This is a genomic window from Pseudoroseomonas cervicalis, from assembly GCF_030818485.1.
GTDB classification, from domain to species: domain Bacteria; phylum Pseudomonadota; class Alphaproteobacteria; order Acetobacterales; family Acetobacteraceae; genus Pseudoroseomonas; species Pseudoroseomonas cervicalis_A.
Genome location: NZ_JAUTAJ010000002.1, coordinates 175,927 through 195,721, shown reverse-complemented (window position 1 = coordinate 195,721; position 19,795 = coordinate 175,927). Strand labels below are relative to the sequence as shown.

At 73.1% G+C, this 19,795-nt stretch carries 18 protein-coding genes; 9 read left to right on the top strand and 9 right to left on the bottom strand.

The features are described 5' to 3' along the window. Window positions 1-152: 152 nt before the first annotated feature. The 4 genes from QE401_RS01525 to QE401_RS01510 all read left to right on the top strand — a co-directional run bounded on the left by QE401_RS01525 (window position 153) and on the right by QE401_RS01510 (window position 2,508). Window positions 153-575, top strand: coding sequence for an RbsD/FucU family protein (locus tag QE401_RS01525; protein WP_307136492.1), 423 nt, complete (start codon window positions 153-155; stop codon window positions 573-575). Next, on the top strand, window positions 572-1,396 hold the full coding sequence (locus tag QE401_RS01520; protein ID WP_307136491.1) for an amidohydrolase family protein: 825 nt from the start codon (window positions 572-574) through the stop codon (window positions 1,394-1,396). The genes QE401_RS01525 and QE401_RS01520 overlap by 4 nt, the downstream gene beginning before the upstream one ends. Before the next feature lie 87 nt (window positions 1,397-1,483). Beyond that, a complete protein-coding gene (locus QE401_RS01515; protein WP_307136490.1) occupies window positions 1,484-1,795 on the top strand; it encodes a hypothetical protein in 312 nt (103 codons plus the stop codon). Window positions 1,796-1,836: 41 nt separating this feature from the next. Beyond that, window positions 1,837-2,508, top strand: a complete 672-nt coding sequence (locus QE401_RS01510) for an HD domain-containing protein (protein ID WP_307136489.1) — start codon at window positions 1,837-1,839, stop codon at window positions 2,506-2,508. A 5-nt stretch (window positions 2,509-2,513) separates the two neighbouring features. On the opposite strand, the gene cyoD is transcribed toward QE401_RS01510, so the two are convergent. The 4 genes from cyoD to cyoA are packed head-to-tail and all read right to left on the bottom strand — an operon-like array spanning window position 2,514 to window position 6,445. Continuing rightward, complete coding sequence (cyoD, locus tag QE401_RS01505) at window positions 2,514-2,879, bottom strand: cytochrome o ubiquinol oxidase subunit IV (RefSeq protein WP_307136488.1); 366 nt, start codon at window positions 2,877-2,879, stop codon at window positions 2,514-2,516. Between the two features lie 2 nt (window positions 2,880-2,881). Continuing rightward, the gene (cyoC, locus tag QE401_RS01500) at window positions 2,882-3,520 is read right to left on the bottom strand and encodes a cytochrome o ubiquinol oxidase subunit III (protein WP_307136487.1); all 639 of its coding nucleotides are present in this window, start codon (window positions 3,518-3,520) and stop codon (window positions 2,882-2,884) included. Window positions 3,521-3,522: 2 nt separating this feature from the next. Beyond that, window positions 3,523-5,511, bottom strand: coding sequence for a cytochrome o ubiquinol oxidase subunit I (cyoB, locus tag QE401_RS01495; RefSeq protein WP_307136486.1), 1,989 nt, complete (start codon window positions 5,509-5,511; stop codon window positions 3,523-3,525). Window positions 5,512-5,515: 4 nt separating this feature from the next. Then, on the bottom strand, window positions 5,516-6,445 hold the full coding sequence (cyoA, locus tag QE401_RS01490; RefSeq protein WP_307136485.1) for a ubiquinol oxidase subunit II: 930 nt from the start codon (window positions 6,443-6,445) through the stop codon (window positions 5,516-5,518). A 550-nt stretch (window positions 6,446-6,995) separates the two neighbouring features. On the opposite strand from cyoA, the gene QE401_RS01485 reads away from it, so the two are divergent. The 3 genes from QE401_RS01485 to QE401_RS01475 all read left to right on the top strand — a co-directional run bounded on the left by QE401_RS01485 (window position 6,996) and on the right by QE401_RS01475 (window position 11,599). After that, the gene (locus tag QE401_RS01485) at window positions 6,996-8,828 is read left to right on the top strand and encodes an SLC13 family permease (RefSeq protein WP_307136484.1); all 1,833 of its coding nucleotides are present in this window, start codon (window positions 6,996-6,998) and stop codon (window positions 8,826-8,828) included. 69 nt (window positions 8,829-8,897) lie between these two features. After that, window positions 8,898-9,908 (top strand): Bug family tripartite tricarboxylate transporter substrate binding protein, encoded by a 1,011-nt coding sequence (locus tag QE401_RS01480; RefSeq protein ID WP_307136483.1) that lies wholly within the window; start codon window positions 8,898-8,900, stop codon window positions 9,906-9,908. 125 nt (window positions 9,909-10,033) lie between these two features. Further along, window positions 10,034-11,599, top strand: a complete 1,566-nt coding sequence (locus QE401_RS01475) for a sensor domain-containing diguanylate cyclase (protein ID WP_307136482.1) — start codon at window positions 10,034-10,036, stop codon at window positions 11,597-11,599. 39 nt (window positions 11,600-11,638) lie between these two features. Here QE401_RS01475 and QE401_RS01470 read toward each other — a convergent pair whose 3' ends face one another. From QE401_RS01470 to QE401_RS01460, 3 genes are all read right to left on the bottom strand, one after another. Continuing rightward, window positions 11,639-13,129, bottom strand: coding sequence for a DUF4403 family protein (locus tag QE401_RS01470; protein ID WP_307136481.1), 1,491 nt, complete (start codon window positions 13,127-13,129; stop codon window positions 11,639-11,641). 98 nt (window positions 13,130-13,227) lie between these two features. Further along, window positions 13,228-14,049 carry an inositol monophosphatase family protein gene (locus QE401_RS01465; RefSeq protein ID WP_307136480.1) on the bottom strand — a complete coding sequence of 274 codons (822 nt, stop codon included), beginning with the start codon at window positions 14,047-14,049 and terminating at the stop codon, window positions 13,228-13,230. Next, window positions 14,046-14,915 carry a diacylglycerol/lipid kinase family protein gene (locus tag QE401_RS01460; protein ID WP_307136479.1) on the bottom strand — a complete coding sequence of 290 codons (870 nt, stop codon included), beginning with the start codon at window positions 14,913-14,915 and terminating at the stop codon, window positions 14,046-14,048. Before QE401_RS01460 ends, QE401_RS01465 begins: the two co-directional genes overlap by 4 nt. 167 nt (window positions 14,916-15,082) lie before the next feature. On the opposite strand from QE401_RS01460, the gene QE401_RS01455 reads away from it, so the two are divergent. Together QE401_RS01455 and QE401_RS01450 are read left to right on the top strand one after the other, a co-directional pair. Next, window positions 15,083-16,774: a methyl-accepting chemotaxis protein gene (locus QE401_RS01455; RefSeq protein ID WP_307136478.1), complete on the top strand. Its 1,692-nt coding sequence runs from the start codon at window positions 15,083-15,085 to the stop codon at window positions 16,772-16,774. A 126-nt stretch (window positions 16,775-16,900) separates the two neighbouring features. Next, on the top strand, window positions 16,901-17,407 hold the full coding sequence (locus QE401_RS01450; protein ID WP_307136477.1) for a hypothetical protein: 507 nt from the start codon (window positions 16,901-16,903) through the stop codon (window positions 17,405-17,407). Between the two features lie 193 nt (window positions 17,408-17,600). Here the strand turns inward: QE401_RS01450 and QE401_RS01445 are convergent, their stop codons facing one another. Continuing rightward, on the bottom strand, window positions 17,601-18,503 hold the full coding sequence (locus QE401_RS01445; protein ID WP_307136476.1) for an ABC transporter ATP-binding protein: 903 nt from the start codon (window positions 18,501-18,503) through the stop codon (window positions 17,601-17,603). Further along, a complete protein-coding gene (locus tag QE401_RS01440) occupies window positions 18,500-19,519 on the bottom strand; it encodes an ABC transporter ATP-binding protein (protein WP_307136475.1) in 1,020 nt (339 codons plus the stop codon). The genes QE401_RS01445 and QE401_RS01440 overlap by 4 nt, the downstream gene beginning before the upstream one ends. Between the last annotated feature and the right edge of the window lie 276 nt (window positions 19,520-19,795).

The window sequence follows — 19,795 nt, the reverse complement described above, 5'->3', positions numbered from 1 at the left end:
TTCGCGGCGCCTCCGTCATTCTGTCATCGCTGCCGGGAGGGCGCCGTTCGCCGCCGCCTTATTGCCCTGCTTGCGGCGGGACAACGCCAGGCCCATGGTCGGGTTGCGCCCGCCGGGATCGCCGCCCGGCGCGCCCCGGGGAGGACACCGCCATGCTGAAGGGCATCGACCCGCTGCTGACGCCGGACCTGCTGCACATGCTCTGCGCCATGGGCCATGGCGACAGCATCGTGCTGGCCGACGCGAATTTCCCCGCCGCCGCCCGCGCGCGCCGATTGCTGCGCCTGCCGGGATTGCCGGCCGATGCGGTGCTGCGCGCCATCCTCAGCGTGCTGCCGATCGATGATTTCATCGAGCACCCGGTGCGCAGCATGCAGGTGGTGGGCGATGCCGCCGCCGTGCCGGAGGCGGTGCAGGCCTTCGCCGCCGTGCTGGCGCAGCACGGCCAGAAACCCCCCGCCCCGCTGGAGCGCCACGCCTTCTATGCCGAGGCCGAGCGCGCCTATGCCATCGTGCAGACCGGCGAGCGCCGCCTCTACGGCAATCTGCTGCTGACCAAGGGCGTGATCGCATGAGCCGCGTCGACGCGCATCACCATATCTGGGACCTGTCGCGCCCCGGCTATGGCTGGATCGCGCCGGATTCGCCGCTGCGGCGCGATGTCGCGCTGGAGGAGTTGCGGCCGCTTCTGGGTCCGGTGACGGCGACCCTGCTGGTGCAGGCCGATGATTCGGAGGCCGAGACCGAATACCTGCTGCGCCAGGCCCGCAATTCGGGCGGGCTGGTGCGGGGTGTGGTCGGCTGGACCGACCTCGCCGCACCCGACGCGGAAGCGCGCATCGCGGCGCTGGCGCGCGATCCGCTGCTGAAGGGGCTGCGGCCGATGCTGCAGGACATCCCCGAGCGCGACTGGATCCTGCGCGAGGATGTCGCGCCAGGGCTGCGGGCGATGCGGCGCGCCGGGCTGCGCCTCGACCTGCTGGTGCTGCCGCATCACCTGCCCCTGCTGCCGGAGCTGGTGGCGCGCCATCCCGACCTGCCGATGGTGATCGACCACGCCGCCAAGCCGCCGATCCGCGACGGGCGCTTCGAGCCCTGGGCCAGCGACATGGCGCGCGCCGCCGCCTGCCCTGGCCTGCACTGCAAACTCTCCGGCCTGCTGACCGAGGCGCCGCCGGGCGCGGAGGCCGGGACGCTGCGCCCCTGGGTCGCGCATCTGCTGGCGGTGTTCGGCCCGCAGCGGCTGATCTGGGGCAGCGATTGGCCGGTGCTGGAGCTGGCCGCGCCCTATGCGCGCTGGCTGGCGCTGACCGACGCGCTGCTGGCCCCGCTCGCCGAGGCCGAGCGCGCCGCGATCCTCGGCGGCAATGCCCGGCGCTTCTACGGGCTGGGCTGAGTCGGAAGCGGCAACACGGCTTTGTGCGCTTGACCCCCTGTCGCCCGGCGCGCAGAAGCCGCCGCCTTGTCAGCAAGGAGGGTGAGCATGCTGGTGACATGGTCGGGCTGGGGTCCGGCATCCGCGGTGATCCTGCTGGGCTGCCTGGCGGCGGCCAGCTTCGGCCTGCGTCCGCTGCTGCTGGAGCAGCTCGGGCTGCAGCCCGCCGTCTATGTGGCGAATGGCTTCGGGCTGCTGCTGGGCGCGGCGCTGAACCTGCTGCTGGCGCGCTGGCTCTCATCGCGCCCCGAGGATGACGGGCAGCACAGCTTCCTCGGCCTCGGCATGCTGGCCTGGTCGGTGCTGGCGCTGCTGGGCGGCGCCGCCATGGTGGTCTACGGGCTGTTCCTGGCCAGCTGAACCCGGCTTGCGCGCCGGCGCCGCGGCGCCGAGATTGCGGCATGACCATCGATCCGCGCCTCGCCCAGGCCTTCGCCCCGCATCAGACGCTGGCGGCGGCGCTGCTGCCCGCCCTGCCGCAGGGCGATGACGGGGCGCATGACATGGCGCATCTGCTGCGCGTCTGGGCCAATGCGCGGGCGATCCAGGCGGCGGAGGGCGGCGATGCCGAGCTGCTCGCCGCCGCCGTGCTGCTGCATGACAATGTCGCGGTGGAGAAGAATTCGCCGCAGCGCGCCATGGCCTCGCGCCTGGCGGCGGAGCGCGGCGCCGCGCTGCTGGCGGCGCAGGGCTGGCCGCCGGCGCGCTGCGCCGCCGCCGCGCATGCGATCGCGTCGCACAGCTTCTCCGCCGGCATCGCCCCGGAGACCCTGGAGGCGCGCATCCTGCAGGATGCCGACCGGCTGGACGCGATCGGCGCCATCGGCATCGCGCGCTGCTTCTACACAGCCGGCCGCATGGGCAGCGCGCTGTATGACGCGGCCGATCCGCGGGCCACCGCGCGCCCGCTGGCGGATACGCGCTTCGCCCTCGACCATTTCCACACCAAGTTGCTGCGCCTGGCCGAGGGTTTCCAGACCGCGGCGGGCCAGCGCCTGGCGCAGGCGCGGCAGCAGAGGCTGCGCCGCTTCCTCGACGAGCTGGCCGAGGAGGCGGGCTTCCCGCCGGGCTGAGCGGCCTAGATGCCCGGCATCATGTTGGCGTCGAGATTCTGCATCACCCAGAGCGAGCCGATCACCACGATGCCGACCACCACGGCGGTGAACAGGAAGGCCATCAGGGTCCAGCGCTCGCCGGGCGCAGTGCGCAGATGCAGGAAATACACCAGATGCACCGCCATCTGCGCCACGGCGAGGACCAGCACGGCGGGCACCGCAAGGTCGCGCGGCAGCCAACCGCCGAGCACGATGGCGAAGGGCAGCGCCGTCAGCGCCAGCGACCAGAGCAGGCCGCGCAGATAGCCCAGCGCATCGCCATGCGCATGCGCCGATTGCGCGGCGGCGGGGTCGGGGCCCGGGCGGGCCGGGTGGCGGGAGGCCAGCATGCTCAGAGAACTCCCAGCAGATAGACGATGGTGAAGACACCGATCCAGATGACGTCGAGGAAGTGCCAGAACATGCTGAGGCAGTTCAGCCGCGTCAGGTTGGTGTCGCTGAGCCCCTTCACCGCGACCTGCGCCATCAGCACGCCGAGCCAGAGCAGGCCGGCGGTGACATGCAGCCCATGCGTGCCCACCAGGGTGAAGAAGGCGGAGAGGAAGGCGGAGCGGTCCGGCCCCGCGCCCTCGGCGATCATGTGGTGGAACTCGTTCAGCTCCATCGCCAGGAAGGCGAGGCCGAGCAGCGCCGTCAGCCCCAGCCAGGACAGCGCCACCCGCCGGCGGCCGCGCACCGCCGCCAGCATGCCCATGCCATAGGTGATGCTGCTGGCCAGCAGGATCATCGTCTCGGTGAAGACATAGGGCAGGTCGAACAGCGCATGGCCATCCGGCCCGCCGGCGGTCGCGTGGCTGAGCACCGCATAGGTGGCGAAGATCCCCGCGAAGAGGATGCAGTCGCTCATCAGATAGATCCAGAAGCCGAGCGCCACGGTCGGCCCGGCATGGGCATGCGCCTCGGCCGCCGAATGGCTCTGCGCCGGCGTCTCGGCGCCGAGATGCTCGATCTCGAAAGTGTGGGCGGACATGCTCAGGCCTCCTGCAGGCTGTGGCCGGCCTGCATGCGCCGCGCATGCGCCGTCTCGGTGCGGGCGACCAGCGCGGCCGGCACCTCATAGCCGTGATGCTCGAACCAGGAATGGGTGATGGCGGAGAGCACCATGCCGGCCAGCCCCAGCGCCGCCATCCACCAGATGTGCCAGACCAGGGCGAAGCCGAGCACGACGCTGAAGCCGCCAATGACGATGCCGGTCGGCGTGTTGCCCGGCATGTGGATCGGCTGGAAATCCTCGCGCTTCGGCGACAGGCCCTGCGCCTTCATGTCCCAATAGGCGTCGATGTCGCGCACATGCGGCGTCTCGGCGAAATTGTAGAAGGGCGGCGGCGAGGCGATGGCCCATTCCAGCGTGCGCCCGCCCCAGGGATCGCCGGTCAGGTCGCGCAGGCTCTCGCGCTGGCGGATGCTGACGATGATCTGCGCGATCTGGAACAGGATGCCGCAGAGGATGACCAGCGCGCCCAGCGCCGCGACATACAGATAGGGCTGCCAGAGCGGATTGTCGGAATGGTTCAGCCGCCGCGTCATGCCCAGGAAGCCCAGGATGTAGAGCGGCATGAAGGCCAGGTAGAAGCCGATGATCCAGCACCAGAAGGCCTTGCGGCCCAGCCCCTCATGCAGACGGAAGCCGGTGGCCTTCGGGAACCAGTAGGTGAAGCCGGCGAAGCAGCCGAACACCACGCCGCCGATGATGGCGTTGTGGAAATGCGCGATCAGGAACAGGCTGTTGTGCAGCACGAAGCTGACCGGCGGCAGCGCCATCAGCACCCCCGTCATGCCCCCGATGACGAAGGTGATGATGAAGCCGATGGTCCACAGCACCGGCGTGTCGAAGCGCACCCGGCCGCGATACATGGTGAACAGCCAATTAAACACTTTCACGCCGGTCGGGATCGAGATGATCATCGTCGTGATGCCGAAGAAGGCATTGACGTTGGCGCCCGAGCCCATGGTGAAGAAGTGGTGCAGCCAGACGATGAAGGACAGCACGGTGATGCAGACCGTGGCCCAGACCATGGCGTGGTAGCCGAAGAGCCGCTTGGCGGAGAAGGTCGAGACGATCTCGGAGAACACGCCGAAGACCGGCAGGATCAGGATGTACACCTCCGGATGGCCCCAGGCCCAGACCAGGTTGATGTACATCATGGCGTTGCCGCCGGCCTCGTTGGTGAAGAAATGCGTGCCGGCGTAACGGTCGAGCCCGAGCAGCGCCAGCACCACCGTCAGGATCGGGAAGGCGGCGACGATCAGCATGTTGGCGCAGAGCGAGGTCCAGGCGAAGATCGGCATGCGGAACATCGTCATGCCCGGCGCGCGCATCTGCAGGATGGTGACGATCATGTTCACCCCGGCCAGCAGCGTGCCGAGGCCGGAGATCTGCAAGGCCCAAAGATAATAGTCGACACCGACGCCCGGGCTGTAGTCGAGCCCCGAAAGCGGCGGATAGGCCAGCCAGCCGGTGCGCGCGAACTCGCCGACGCCGAGCGAGATATTGACCAGGATGGCCCCCGCCGCGGTCAGCCAGAAGCTGAGATTGTTGAGGAAGGGGAAGGCCACGTCGCGCGCGCCGATCTGCAGCGGCACCACCAGGTTCATCAGCCCGACGATGAAGGGCATCGCCATGAAGAAGATCATGATGACGCCATGCGCGGTGAAGATCTGGTCGTAATGCTCCGGCGGCAGGTAGCCGGCGCCGCCGCCCGAGGCGAGGGCCAGCTGCAGCCGCATCATCAGCGCGTCGGCGAAGCCGCGCAGCAGCATCAGCCCGGCCAGGATGATGTACATGATGCCGATATTCTTGTGGTCGACCGAGGTCAGCCATTCCGACCACAGCCAGCCCCAGCGGCGCTGCCGCGTCAGCAGCAGCGCGACCGCCAGCGCGGCCAGCGCCATCATGCCGACCGCCGCCATGATGATCGGCTCGTGATAGGGAATGGCGTCGAGGGTGAGCTTGCCCAGCATGGCGCTACTCCTGGGGTGCGGCCAGCGCCGCGTGATGCGCGGGCGCAGGGGCCGCCGAGAGGTGCCGGTCCATCATGCCGCCCGGCGCGCTGCGGCGCAGGATCGCGGCGAAGAGATCGGGGGTGACGCGACTGTAATGCGCGACGGGGGCGCGTTCGCTCGGCCTGGACAATTGTTCATAGGCGGCGGCGTCCAGCGCGCCGCCCTCGGCGCGCAGCCGCGCCACCCAGGCGTCGAAACCGGCGCGGTCCGAGGCATGCGCGATGAACTTCATGTCGGAGAAGCCGGCGCCGCTGTAATTGGCCGAAAGGCCGGCATAATCGCCCGGCGCGTCGGCCAGCAGGTCGAGCTGCGTCACCATGCCGGCCATCGCATAGACCTGGCTGCCCAGCTGCGGCATGAAGAAGGAGTTCATCACGCTGCCGGAGGTGATGCGGAAATGCACCGGCGTGCCGACAGGCAGCGCCATCTCGTTCACCGCGGCGACGCCCTGGTCGGGGTAGATGAACAGCCATTTCCAGTCGAGCGCGACGACCTCGACATTCACCGGCGGCACGCCGGATTCGATGCGGCGATAGGGGTCCAGCTGATGCGTGGCGCGCCAGGTGATCACCGCCAGCGCCAGGATGATGGCGCAGGGCACCGCCCAGACCACCGCCTCGATCCGCCCCGAATGGTCCCAGTCCGGCGTGTAGCGCGCCGCCCTGTTGCCGGCGCGGTAGCGCCAGGCAAAGGCCAGCGTCATGATGATGACCGGCACCACCACCAGCAGCATCAGCCAGGTCGCCGTCAGCATCAGCGATTTCTCGGCCAGGCCGATCGGCCCCTTCGGGTCCAGCACGCCCTCCTGGCAGCCGGCCAGCCAGGGCAGCGCGGCCAGGAGCGGCAGGCAGGGCCGCCAGCCCCGCCGGGCGCTTGCCGGTGTGTGTCTCATCCTCGGTCCCATCCTCGCGGGCGCGGCGCCCCGGCCGGCGGCGCGGGCGCGCCTGGCCGGGGGCCTGCCGCCCGGTTGCATCCTGTCGCGTTCCTGGACATCCCTGGCCGGGGCGATGCCGCAGGCGCGGGGCGCGGGCGGATCAGCGGCGGCGTCCGGGCCGCGCTGGGGCGGCCCGCCTGCGGCCGGCGGCGATGGCGCCGGCTCTTGCTGCACCGCACTACAGAGGGCGGAAAGCCCCGGCAAGCCGGGCGGCCCGGCCGCATGAAGCCGGCATGACGTGGGCGTCATCGCTGTCGTGCAGCGCAAGTTTGCGCAACAGAGCGCAACAGGAGGTACCGCCGCGCCCACCCCGCCGTGGCCAGCTCCGCCCCGGGCTGGCGCCGCCGGCCGCGATGCGGGAGGCTGCCTCCCGGACCGGCGGGGAGACAGGCATGCGGCAGGCGACGGGGCACCCTGGGCAGGACGGCAGGCCGAGGCGGGCGGCGATGGCCAGGCGGCCGCCCGGCCGGGGCCGGGTCGCGCCCCGCCTTGCCGGGCCCCGCCGCGCATGAGCGGCGATCTCGCCCTGGTGCTGGGGCTGCTCGGCCTGTCGGTGCTGCTGTTCCTCCTGGGCCGGCCGCGCATGGATGCGGTGGCGCTGCTGATGCTGCTGGCGCTGCCGCTGAGCGGCGTGCTGACTCTGCCCGAGGCGCTGTCCGGCTTCAGCGACCCCTCCGTGCTGCTGGTGGCGGCGCTGTTCGTCATCGGCGAGGGGCTGGTGCGCACCGGCATCGCCCGGCGGCTCGGCGACTGGCTGGTGCGCTCGGCCGGCGGCAGCGAGACGCGGCTGATCGTGCTGCTGATGGGCATCGTCGCGCTGCTCGGCTCGGTGATGAGCTCGACCGGGGTGGTGGCGCTGTTCATCCCGGTGGCGCTGCGGGCGGCGGCGCGGCTGCGCCTGGCGCCGGGGCGGGTGATGATGCCGCTCAGCGTCGCCGCGCTGATCAGCGGCATGCTGACCCTGGTGGCCACCGCCCCCAACCTGGTGGTGGATGCCGAGCTGCGGCGCGAGGGGCTCGGCGGCTTCGGCTTCTTCAGCCTGACCCCCTTCGGCCTGCCGATCCTGGCGCTCGGCATCCTCTACATGCTGGTGGCGCGGCGCTTCCTGGGTGGGGCGGCGGCGCCGGAGCTGGCGCGCGGCGGCCGCCCCAGCCTGGCCCGGCTGGTCGAGGATTACGGGCTGGATGCGCGGGCCCGCCGGCTGCGCCTGCGCCCGGGCTCGCCGCTGGCCGGGCAGCGCCTCGGCGCGCTGCGGCTGCGCCAGCTGCATGGGCTGACCATCCTGGCGATCGAGCGGCCGCGCCGCTTCGGCAGCGCCTGGCTGGAGCCGGTGGCCGAGGCGGTGCCGCAGCCGGGCGACGTGCTGCTGGCCGAATGGCCGGTGCCGGAGGCGGCGCTGGCCGAGCGCTGCGCCGGGCTCGGGCTGGAGGCGCTGCCGCTGGAGCAGGAGGCGCTGGTGGCGCAGCCCAGCCCGCTCGGCCTGGCCGAGGTGATCGTGACGCCGGATTCCCGGCTGGTCGGCCGCTCGGTGCTGCAGGCGGGCTTCCGCGACCAGTATGGGCTGAGCGTGGTCGGGCTGCGCCAGGGGCGGCAGGCGGTGCAGCAGGGCCAGCTGGAGCAGGTGCTGCAGACCGGCGACACGCTGCTGCTGGTCGGGCCCTGGCGGCATCTGCGCCGCTCGCAGCGCGGCGGGCGGGATTTCCTGCTGCTGAACCTGCCGCCCGAGCTGGAGGAGCCCGCCCCCGCCGCCGACCGCGCGCCGCAGGCGCTGCTGGCGGTGCTGGTGATGGTGGCGCTGATGGTCAGCGGGCTGGTGCCGCATCTGCTGGCGGCGCTGATCGGCTGCGCGCTGATGGCGGCGACGCGCTGCATCGATCTCGACGCCGCCTATCGCGCCATCCACTGGCCCAGCCTGGCGCTGATCATCGGCATGCTGCCCTTCTCGCTGGCGCTGCAGAAGACCGGCGGCATCGCGCTGGCCGCCGACGGGCTGGTGCGGCTGATGGGCGATGCCGGGCCGCATGCCATCCTGGCCTGCCTGTTCGCGCTGACGGCGGTGACCGGGCTGTTCATTTCCAACACCGCGACGGCGGTGCTGATGGCGCCCGTGGCCATCGCCGCGGCGCGGGCGCTGGACGCCTCCCCCCTGCCCTTTGCCATGATCGTGGCGCTGGCCGCCTCCACCGCCTTCATGACGCCGGTCTCCTCGCCGGTGAACGCGCTGGTGCTGGGGCCGGGGCGCTACCGCTTCGCCGATTTCCTGCGCATCGGCACGCCGCTGGCACTGCTGGTGATGGCGCTGTCGGTGCTGCTGGTGCCCTGGCTGCTGCCGCTGCGCTGACGCGCCGCCACCGGCTTGACGCGGTTTCTGTTGCGCCGCAGCATCGTCGCGCCTGTTCCCGGAGCCGCCATGCCCAGCCGCCGCGCCCTGCTCGCCCTGCCCGCCACCCTGGCCGGGCTGTCGCCCCTGGCGCGGCCGGCCCTCGCCCAGGGCGCGCCCCAGCCGGGCGCCGCAGCCTGGCCGAGCCGCCCGGTGCGGATGGTGGTGCCCTTCGCCGCCGGCGGCAGCACCGATGTCTCGGCCCGCATGCTGGCGCCGCGGCTGCAGGCGCTGCTCGGCCAGCCCATCGTCATCGAGAACCGCGCCGGCGCCGGCGGCACGCTGGGCTCGGATGCGGTGGCCAAGGCGGCGCCCGACGGCCACACCTTCCTGATGGGCACCATCTCCACCCATGTGCTGGCGGTGGGGCTGTACCGGGAGCGGCTGCCCTACGACCCGGAGCGCGACTTCGCCGCCGTGGCCGCCACCGTGCTGGTGCCGATCTGCATCACCGTGCACCCCTCGCTCGGCGTCGCGACGCTGTCCGAGTTCATCGCGCTGCTGAAGGCCAATCCGGGCAAGTACAGCTATGGCACGGGCGGCGCCGGCGGCTCGGCGCATATCGCCGCGGTCAGCTTCCTCAACGCCATCGGCGCCGAGGCGACCCACATCCCCTATCGCGGCAGCGCGCCGATGCTGAACGACCTGGTGGCGGGCCAGGTGGCGGTGGGCTTCGACACGCCGGCGCTGATCGCCCAGCATCACCGCAGCGGCGCGCTGCGCTGCCTGGCCATCGCCACCGACGAGCATTCGACGCTGATGCCCGAGGTGCCGACCGCCGCCGAGGCCGGGCTGCCCGGCTACAAGGCCTATTCCTGGTTCGGCGTCTTCGCCCCCGCCGGCACGCCGGCGCCGATCGTGCAGGCGATGAACCGCGCGGTGCGCGCCGCGGTGCTGGAGCCCGCCACCGCGCAGCGCCTGCGCGAGATGGAGCTGCCGCCGCTGCCGCAGGACAGCCCGGCCGATTTCGCCGCCTTCCTGAAGAGCGAGCTGGCGCTCTGGGTGCCGCTGGTGCGCGCCAGCGGCGCCACCGCGGACTGACCGGAACCGGCAGACCGGGCCGCGCCGCCACAAGCCTGAGCGAAACCGTAAACGAAAGTTGAATTTTGCTGGGCGGCGAGCATCGCCGCGTGCATAAGGCGCCCGGTCTACAACGGGAGCGGGATGTGAACAGGCCGGCGGAACGCTCGTCCTGGTGGGGGCGGCTCGGGGCGGTGCCGGGGCTGCGCCAGGGCATGATGGTGGGGGCGCTGTGCCTGGCCACCGGCGTGCTCGGCTCGGTCCTGGTCTATGAGAATGGCCGCAGCACGCTGATCCGCGAGCACGGCGCCCGGCTGGCCGGCCAGGCCGCCGAGATGGCGCGCCGCATGGATGGCGAGCTGGATGAGTGGGCGACGCAGGTCGAGCGTCTGGCCCGCTTCCAGGTGTTCCGCCAGCAGCCGCCGGACCGGGCGCTGGCGCGCGGCCTGCTCGAGGATCTGCGCATGGCGGCGCCGACCTTCTCCTGGATCGGCTTCGCCGGGCGGGATGGCCGCGTCATCGCCGCCACCGGTGGGCTGCTGGAGGGGGTCGATGTCTCCCAGCGCCCCTGGTTCGCGCCCGGGCTGCGCGGCCCCTTCCTGGGCGATGTCCACCCCGCCGTGCTGCTGGCCAAGCTGCTGCCCGAGGCGCAGGGCGGCGGCGAGGGCGCCTATTTCGTCGATGCCGCGGCGCCGGTGCTGGCCGAGGACGGCACGGTGCTGGGCGTCATCGCCGGCCATCTGACCTGGCGCTGGGCCGACAATCTGCGCCAGCAGATGCTGCGCCAGGCCTCCTGGCGGCCGGCCCCGGAGATCCTGGTGCTGGGCGCCGACGGCACCGTGCTGCTGGGCCCCGAGGCGGAGCGCGGCAAGCCCTGGACCGGCCGCCCCCTGCCCGCCGGCGAGGAGCCGGGCTGGGAGGCGGTGGAGCCGCCCCAGGGCCCGGCCCTGCTGGTCGGCCATGCGCGCGCCAGCGGCACGCCGCAGCGGCCGGGGCTGAACTGGGTGGTGGTGGCGCGCAGCGAGCGCGAGGCGGCGCTGGCGCCGCTGCGCGGCATGGCGGGCTGGCTGACGGCCTCGACGCTGGGCATCGCGCTGCTGGGCGGGCTGATCGCCGGCTGGCGCAGCCGCCGGCTGGGCCAGGCGCTGCAGAGCGTGCTGGGCGGCAGCCTGGGCGAGGAGCAGCTGGCCAGCAGCCTGGCGCGCTTACGCGACCAGGCCTGGCGCGACCCGCTGACCGGGCTGCTGAACCGCGCCGGCTTCGAGGCCTGGCGCAGCGCCCGCGCCCATGCCTGGACCGGCTGCGCCGTGCTGGCGCTCGACCTCGACGGCTTCAAGCCGATCAATGACCGCTACGGCCATGCCGCGGGCGATGCCGTGCTGCGCGAGATCGGCGCCTGGCTGCTGACCCATGTGCGGGAGGGCGATGCGGCGGTGCGGCTGGGCGGCGACGAGTTCCTGGTCTGCCTGCCCGGCCCGCCGGAGCAGGTGCAGCAGGCGGCCGAGTCGGTCGGCCAGGGGCTGGACGCCATGCTGCGCGAGGGGGTGCCGACGCCGGCCGGCCTGCTGACGCTGGGCTGCAGCATGGGCTGCGCGCTGCTGCCGCCGGCGCAGCCGGATTTCGACAGCGCCATCGCCGATGCCGATGCGCGGCTCTACGCCGCCAAGCGCGAGCGCCAGGCGCAGGGGGCGGCGCCCTCCCGGCCGGGCTGAAGCGCCGCCGCCCGCCAGGCGCCAGGGCAGCGGCGGGCGTCAGGGCAGCGGCAGGCTGGTGATCTCGGCCTCCACCCCGGCCTCGGCGCTGCCCAGGATGGTCAGCGCGTCATTCTCCGCCACCAGCTGCTCCAGCCGCAGGCTGGGCCGGGTCAGGGTGACGCGCAGCCCGCCGGTCAGCGCCGGGTCGGCGGCGCGGGCGCGCAGCGCCGCCAGCGCGCCGTCCATCACCCCGCGCAGGTCATAGACCGCGATACCCTCCAGCCAGGCGCGGATGCGCCCCTCGAAGAGCAGCGTCGCCAGCGACCACAGCGTGCTGTCGAGGTCGCGGGCGAAGCGCAGCTCGGTCAGCGCCACGCGGCTGCCATCCGGGCTCAGCACCGGCCGGGCGGAGAAGGTGACATGCCCGGTGGTGTCCGGCAGCAGCCCGGGCAGGCTGGCCTCGAAGGTGACCGCCAGCGCCAGCGCCGGGTGGCTGGGATAGAGGAAGATGTCGCGCACCCGGAGGGTCAGCGTGCCGAGCGGCGTCTCGACGGGGATGTCGCGGCCGCCGAACTCGGCCACCAGCCAGTCGCGGATCATGTCGTAGCCGGCGCGCACCGGGATGGCGACGCGCAGCCGCCCGTCGCGCTCGCTCCAGCGCTCCGGCAAGGCGCGCAGCGGCGGCAGGAAGCCGGGCTCGGCCGCCGGCGGCGGCGTCGAGGAGATGGCGGTGCTGGCCCGGAGCGCCAGCATCACCGACAGCGTGTCCGGCTCGAAGCTGATCTCGGACAGGCCGATCGCCTGCGGCTTCAGCAGCAGGTGCAGGGGTGGCGCCGCCGGCAGCTGCAGCGCGACGCTGCGCGGCTGCCACAGGGCGAAGGCCTGTTCGCGCAGCGCGGCGCAGGGCAGCAGATTGGCCAGCTGCGCCGGCAGGCCGGCCAGCGCCTCATCCACCCGGGCGCGCAGCCGCTCCTCCACATCGATCCAGACGCCGCCGATGATCTCGAGCCGCGGGCTGCGCAGCCAGCGATAGCGCGAGGTGACGCTCCAGACCGGGCACCAGCCCTCATCCAGGGTCAGCTTCAGGTCGAGCTGCAGCTCGGCCTCGGCATCGATGCGGTTGGCGTCCAGCGCCAGCAGCGCCGCCAGCCCGCCGCCCAGCCCCGCCGTGCCGCCGACGCCGAGCCGCGCGGTGGCGCGCAGCCCCTCCCCCGTGCTCTGCAGCGCGACGGGGCCGAGGCGGCGCAGCGTGATGTCATAGACCGTCTCGGCGCCGGGCTCGCTGGCCTGGCGCAGCTCAGCGGGCAGGTTGCGCTCGGCCGCCTGGCGCAGCAGGTCGAGCGGCAGGCGCAGCTTCAGCGCCACGCGGCTCTCGCGCTCCGGCAGCAGGAGCTGCGAGGAGCGGCGCGGCGGATCGTCCAGCAGCGCCGCCTCCTGCCGCTGCAGCCAGAGCAGCCCGCTCAGGCCAAGCCCGGCCAGCACCGCCAGCGGCAGCCAGCGCCGCCATGGCCCGCGCCGCCGGCGCCTCTTTTCCGGTTCACCCGCCATGCGGCGGCGTCCTAGCAAGCACGGGCGTGGCGCGCCGCATCACGTCGGTGTCAGGCCGCGGCGGCGGGCAGCCCGGCCGGCGCGGCGCCAGCCTTGCCTCAGGGCTCGCGGCACAGCCGCTCCACCGCCTCCGCCTGGCCCAGGATCACCGGGCGGCGCCACTGGCCGGGATCGCCCTCGAAGCGTTCGAAGGGCTGCCAGCCCTGATCGCCCAGCACGCGGATGGCGCAGCCCGCGGCCTGCGCCAGGGCGAAGCCGCCGGCGACATCCCAGGCATTGGGCCGCTCGAACCGCGCCACCTCCAGCAGCCCGGCGGCGACGAAGGCGCATTCGATGGCGGCCGAGCCGGTGCGCCGCGCCTCCCAGCCCTGCGGCGAGCGCGGCGAGGCATCGACAAAGCCGGCCAGCCGCCGCCGCACCTCCGGATTGTGCAGCGGCTGCATCGCCTGGCCCTCGAAATGCAGCGGCCCGCCCTGGAGGGCGTGGTAGACGCCGGCGCGCAGGTCATGGCTGGTGGCGCACCACACCGCGCCCGCCACCGGCGCGCCGTCCAGCAGCACGCCGATCGAGCCGGCGAACAGCGGAAAGCCGTTGATGTAGTTGGCGGTGCCATCCACCGGGTCGACCGCCCAGAGGAAGCGGGCGCCGCGCGCCGGGCGCTCGGCCGATTCCTCGCCCAGCACGTCATGCTCGGGGAAGCGCTCGGCCAGGCGGGCGCGGATTTCCGCCTCCACCGCCTGGTCGACCTCGGAGACCGGGTCGCGCAGGCTCTCGCCCCCCGTGCCGCCGGGCTTGTAGCGCACCGCCGGGCTGCGGCCGATCTCCTGCTTCATCTCGCGCCCTGCCAGCGCCGCCAGCTCCACCGCCAGCCCGCCGATCTGCCGCAGCAGCGCGGGCGGCACCGCCTCCGCCGCGCTCACGCCGCGCGCTCCAGCGCCCGCGGCACCAGGGTGGGCAGCACCCTCTCCTCCAGCCCCAGCGTCACGCTCATGGCCTCCTCCGTCAGCGGCGTGTCGTCCAGCCGCACCGGGCCGCCGGGCCAGTCGATGCGGATCCGTCGCCCCTGGCGCAGCAGCACCGGCGCGCGGCCCTGCTCCGGCGCGTCCAGCCAGGCCAGCAGCGCGCCGCGCCGCTCGGGCGGCAGCAGCACCAGGTCGAGCAGCCCGTCATCCGGCCGCGAGCCCGGCGCCAGCGGCAGGTTGGGGCCGAAAAGCGGGATGTTCATCACCTCCAGCAGCAGCGTCTCCCCCTCCCAGGCCGCGCCATCGACGCTGAGCGCGACGCGCTGCGCCTCGGTGTTGGCCAGGATGGCGCGGAAGGCGGCGCGGCCGGCCTCGATGCCCTTCAGCCCCTTCTCGTCGGCCCGGTCGATGGCGCGCGCGAAGGCGCCGAACCCCGCCGCCTCCAGGAAGGGGCGCCGGCCGAAGGGGCCCTCCGCATAGGCCAGGTTCAGCATCCGGCGCGGCGCGGCGCGCCAGCCCGCGGCCAGCGCCTCGACCGAGGGCCAGGGGCCGAGGGCGCGGGCCAGGTTGTTGGCGGTGCCGCAGGGCAGCACCGCCAGCGCCACGCCGCGCCCGGCCAGGGCCGGGGCGATGCGGCCCACCGTGCCGTCGCCGCCGGCGATGATGGCCAGCTGCATCGGCCGGGCCAGCCCCTCCCGCAGGGCCTCCCCCTTGGCCCCGCACAGGCTGAGCGAAAGGCCGCCGGCCCGCAGCGCCGCGGCCAGCTGCGCCGCGGAATGGGTCTCGTCCCCGGCATCGGGGTTGTGGAAGAGCGTGGCTTGCATGCGCCAGCAACAGACGAGCCCCGGCTCGGGTTCCGTTTCTTGCGGTGCGGCGCCGCTTAAGGGTTCCTTCAGCGAGAGCGCGGAGAGTTGAGCGGCCCGCCTGGACCGGCGCCGCCGGCGGGGGCGACGCACCATGCCGGCTGGTCCGCCGGTGCAGGGAACCCCGCATGCTGTCCTTCATGCAGAATCTCAGGATCGGCACCAAACTCGGCCTGGCGGTCGGGCTGCTGACCCTGGCCAGCCTTGGCATGCTCTATGCCAGCCTGGCCGGGCTCTCCAGCCAGGCGGAGGTGACACGCGAATTCGGCACCGTGCGCGTGCCGCGGCTGGTGCATGCCCAGGCCGCGAGCAGCGCCATCAACGCCGCCGCGACGGAGGAGAAGAACGCCATCCTGGAAACCTCCGTCGAGGCGGTCGAGCAGCGCCGCGCCCAGTTCGAGACGGCGGCGCAGCAGACCGCGACCGAGCTGCGCGAGCTGCGTGGCCGCGCCGCCGCGGCGCGGGTGCCGCTGGTGCAGGAGGCGGAGACAGCGCTGCAGAACTACCGCGCCGTGGTGGCCCGCATCCTGGAGCTCGCGGCGCAGAACCGCGATGCCGAGGCGATGGCCCTCTCCACCGGCGAGGCGCGGCTCGCCCGCCGCCGCATCGTCGAGATCCTGGACGGCATCGTGAGCAGCAACCGCGAGGAGATGCGCGCCGGCCTGGCCAAGGCGGAGCAGGAGCACGAGACGCTGCGGTTCAACCTGCTCGTGGGCGCCGCCATCGGCCTCGGCCTGGCGCTGGCGCTGGTGGTCTGGATCGCCCGCTGGCAGATCAGCCTGCCGCTCGGCCGTATCACCACCGATATGGGGCGGCTGGCCGGCGGCACGCTGGACCTCAGCATCGCCGGGCAGGCCCGGAAGGATGAGGTGGGCGCGCTGGCCCGCGCGCTGGAGGTGTTCCAGAGCAATGCGCGGCAGGCGCGCGACCTCGCCGCCGCCCAGGCGCGGGAGCAGCAGGGCAAGGAGCAGCGCGCGGCGAAGCTCGCCGCGCTGGTGCGCAGCTTCGAGGACACGGTGAACGGGCTGACCGGCCATCTGGCCGCCGCCTCGACCGAGCTGGAGGCGACCGCCGCCTCCATGTCGCAGATCGCGAAGCAGACCAATGACGAGGCCGGGACGGTGGCCAGCGCCGCGCGCTCGACCAGCGGCGGGGTGCAGACCGTGGCGGCGGCGACCGAGGAGCTGACGGCCTCGATCGGCGAGATCAGCCGGCAGGTGGCGCAGGCCACCGCGGTGACCGGCCGCGCCGTGCAGAATGCGCGCGACACCGACATGACGGTGCGCACCCTCGCCGCCTCGGCCAACAAGATCGGCGAGGTGGTGAGCCTGATCACCTCCATCGCCGGGCAGACCAACCTGCTGGCGCTGAACGCCACGATCGAGGCGGCCCGCGCCGGCGAGGCCGGCAAGGGCTTCGCCGTCGTCGCCTCGGAGGTGAAGAACCTGGCCAGCCAGACCAGCCGCGCCACCGACGAGATCGCGGCGCAGATCGCCGAGATCCAGTCCGCCACCTCCAACACGGTGAACGCCATCCAGGCCATCGCCGCCACCATCGAGGAGGTCAGCGCCATCACCGTGACCATCGCCGCGGCGGTGGAGGAGCAGAGTGCGGCCACCAGCGAGATCGCCCGCACCGTGCAATCCACCGCCCAGGCGACGGAGGAGGTGACGCGCACCATCGCCAGCGTCAGCCGCAATGCGGGGGAGACCGGCGCCGCCTCGGCCGAGGTGCTGACCGCCGCCTCGGAGCTGTCGCGCAGCTCGGAGAAGCTGCAGGCCGAGGTGGGCAGCTTCCTGGGCGAGGTGCGCGCCGCCTGAGGCGTCCCCTTCCCTCCGGCCCCGCGCCGCGCCCCCCAGGGGCGGCGCGGGGCTGCGCCGTCTTGCGCAACGCCATTGCAATGCGAATGATTATTAATATCATGATGGCGCCGCAGGAGACGCGCCATGGACCATGCCGATGCCGATGAACCGACGCAGAGCGCCGCCCTGCCGCCGCTGGAGGCCGCGCTGCTCTGGAGCATGCGGGCCTGGGCCATCGGCCTCAGCCGCGGGCTGCGCACCGAGGCGGAGATCGCCGCCCTGTATGGCGAGCTCGGCGTGCCCGGCGCCGCCTTCGTGCTGGACCGCTTCATGCTGGCGCTGAATCGCGGCGCGCAGCGCATGATCGACGTCAATTGCGTCTGCCATCCCGGGCTCAGCCAGGACGAGTTGGACCTGGTCGATGTGCTGGCGCTGCAGCAGGAAGGCCGCGCCGAGGACGCCATGGCCGTGCTGCGCCGCCTGGCCAGCCCGCGCGAGGCGGCGCAGGCCGCGCAGGCGGCGGCGGAGCTGGTGCGCATGCTGAACCGCGAGGGGCATTGGCTGCCCCGCGCCTCGGCGGCGCTGCGCCGGCATGGCTTCGCCGCCCAGCGTGCCTGGAGCGGCCAAGCCCCGTCGACCTGCCTGCACTGACGGCGCGCGGCGGGCGCCGGGCCATAACGTCCGCAAGCAACGCCCGCATGAAAGGCATGGCGGCGAGGATGCCCCGCCGCCGCTTCGCCACGCGACTGCCCGCAGCCATCGCGGGCGATCATCATGGCGGCCAGGCCCGACACGCCCCGCCGCCCGGCGCGTCAGCGGCCGGGCAGCATCGCCGCCAGGCCGCTCAGGCGGCCATCACCCAATGCCCCGCCGCCACCTCCTGCAGCTGGGCGCCCGGCGGCGGCGGCACCGGCTCGTAGCTGATGCGGCGGCGCTGCGCCTCGCGCTCCGGATCCGGGATCGGCGCGGCGGAGAGCAGGGCGCGGGTATAGGGGTGGCGCGGATCGGAGAAGACCTGCGCCACCGGCCCCATCTCGACGATGCGGCCGCGCAGCATCACCGCCACGCGGTGGCAGAGATAGCGCACCATGCCGAGATCATGCGCGATGAACAGATAGGCCACGCCCATCTGCTCCTGCAGGTCGAGGAACAGGTTGATGATCTGCGCCTGGATCGAGACGTCGAGCGCGGTGATCGGCTCATCCGCCACGATCAGCTTCGGCCCCAGCGCGATGGCGCGGGCGATGCCGATGCGCTGGCGCTGCCCGCCGGAAAACTGATGCGGGAAGCGGTCCATGAAGCGCGGATCCAGCCCGACCTGGGCGAAGAGGGCGGCCACGCGCTCGCGCTGCTCGGCGCGGCTGGCGACCATGCCATGGGTGCGCAGCGGCTCGCCGACACTCTCCCCCACCCGCAGCCGCGGGTTCAGCGAGGAGAAGGGGTCCTGGAACACCACCTGCAGCCTCTTGCGCACCGGCGCCAGGGCGGCGCCATGCAGCTTGGTGATGTCCTGGCCCTCGAAGCGGATGCGGCCGGCGCTCGCCTCCTCCAGCCGCAGCACCATGCGGCCGGTGGTGCTCTTGCCCGAGCCGGATTCGCCCACCAGCCCCAGCGTCTCGCCCGGGGCGATGGCGAAGGAGACGCCATCCACCGCGCGCAGCGTGCGCACCGGCTGGCCGAACAGGCCGCGCTGCAGCACGAAGTCGCGGGTCAGGCCCTCGACCTCCAGGAGCGGGGCGGCGCTCATGCCGCCCGCCCGCGCGCGTCGCGCAGATCATACCAGGCGGCGACGAGATGGCCGGGCACGCCCCCGGGCGCCTGCGCCAGCGGCGGCACCTCCTGCCGGCAGCGCTCGGTGGCCCAGGGGTTGCGGGGGGCGAAGGGGTCGCCCGGTGGCGGGTGGTAGAGATCGGGCGGCTGGCCGCCGATCTGCTGCAGCCGCGGCCGGCCGCCGGGCTGATCCGGCACCGGCGGCCGGTCGTGATCGGGCAGCGAGCGCAACAGGCCCCAGGTATAGGCGCTGCGCGTGTCGCGGAACACGGCGCGGGTGGGCCCGCGCTCCAGGATGCGGCCGCCATACATGACCTGCACCGTGTCGGCGATGCCGGCGACCACGCCCATGTCATGGGTGATCCAGATCATCGCCATGCCGAGCTTCTTCTTCAGGTCGCGCATCAGGTCGAGCACCTGGGCCTGCACGGTGACGTCGAGCGCCGTGGTCGGCTCATCGGCGATCAGCAGCTTCGGCTCGCAGGCGATGCCGATGGCGATCATCACGCGCTGGCGCATGCCGCCGGAGAATTCATGCGGGTACTGGGTGACGCGCTTCTGCGGCTCGGGAATGCCGACCAGGTCGAGCAGCTCCACAGCGCGCCTTCGCGCCGCGCTGCGGCTCATCCGGCGGTGGCAGACCAGCGCCTCGACGATCTGGGTGCTGACGCGCAGCACCGGGTTCAGCGCCGTCATCGGGTCTTGGAAGATGATGCCGATCTCGGCGCCGCGGACCTGGCGCAGCTCGGCCTCCGACATGGCGAGCAGGTCGCGGCCGCGGAACAGGGCACGGCCGGCGGCGATGCGGCCGGGCGGGCGCGGGATCAGGCCGAGCAGGCTCAGCACATGCACGCTCTTGCCGCTGCCGCTCTCCCCCACCACGCCCAGGGTCTCGCCCTCCTCCAGGCTGTAGGTGACGCCATTGACCGCGTGCACGCTGCCCTCCGAGGTGTCGAAGCGAACGGTGAGGTCCTGGATCTCGAGCAAGGGCATGGGCGGCTCCGCGTTATCGAGAATGATTCTTAGTATCATTCTTAACAGGACCGCAAGCAGGCGCGTGGCGCCGCGCGGCCCGACGGGCGAGGCGAACGGGAGACAGGCTTCAGGAAGCGCGGGCCGAGGAAGCGGCGGCCGGGCGATGGCGGCGCGTCCTGCCAGGCAGGCCATGGCGTCATGGCGCAGAAGCAGAGCGGCCGACAAGACGGCGGATTTCGCGGGACGGACCAGCCGGGAGGGGCAGGCTCAGCCGGAGAGGCGCCGGGCCGGCGC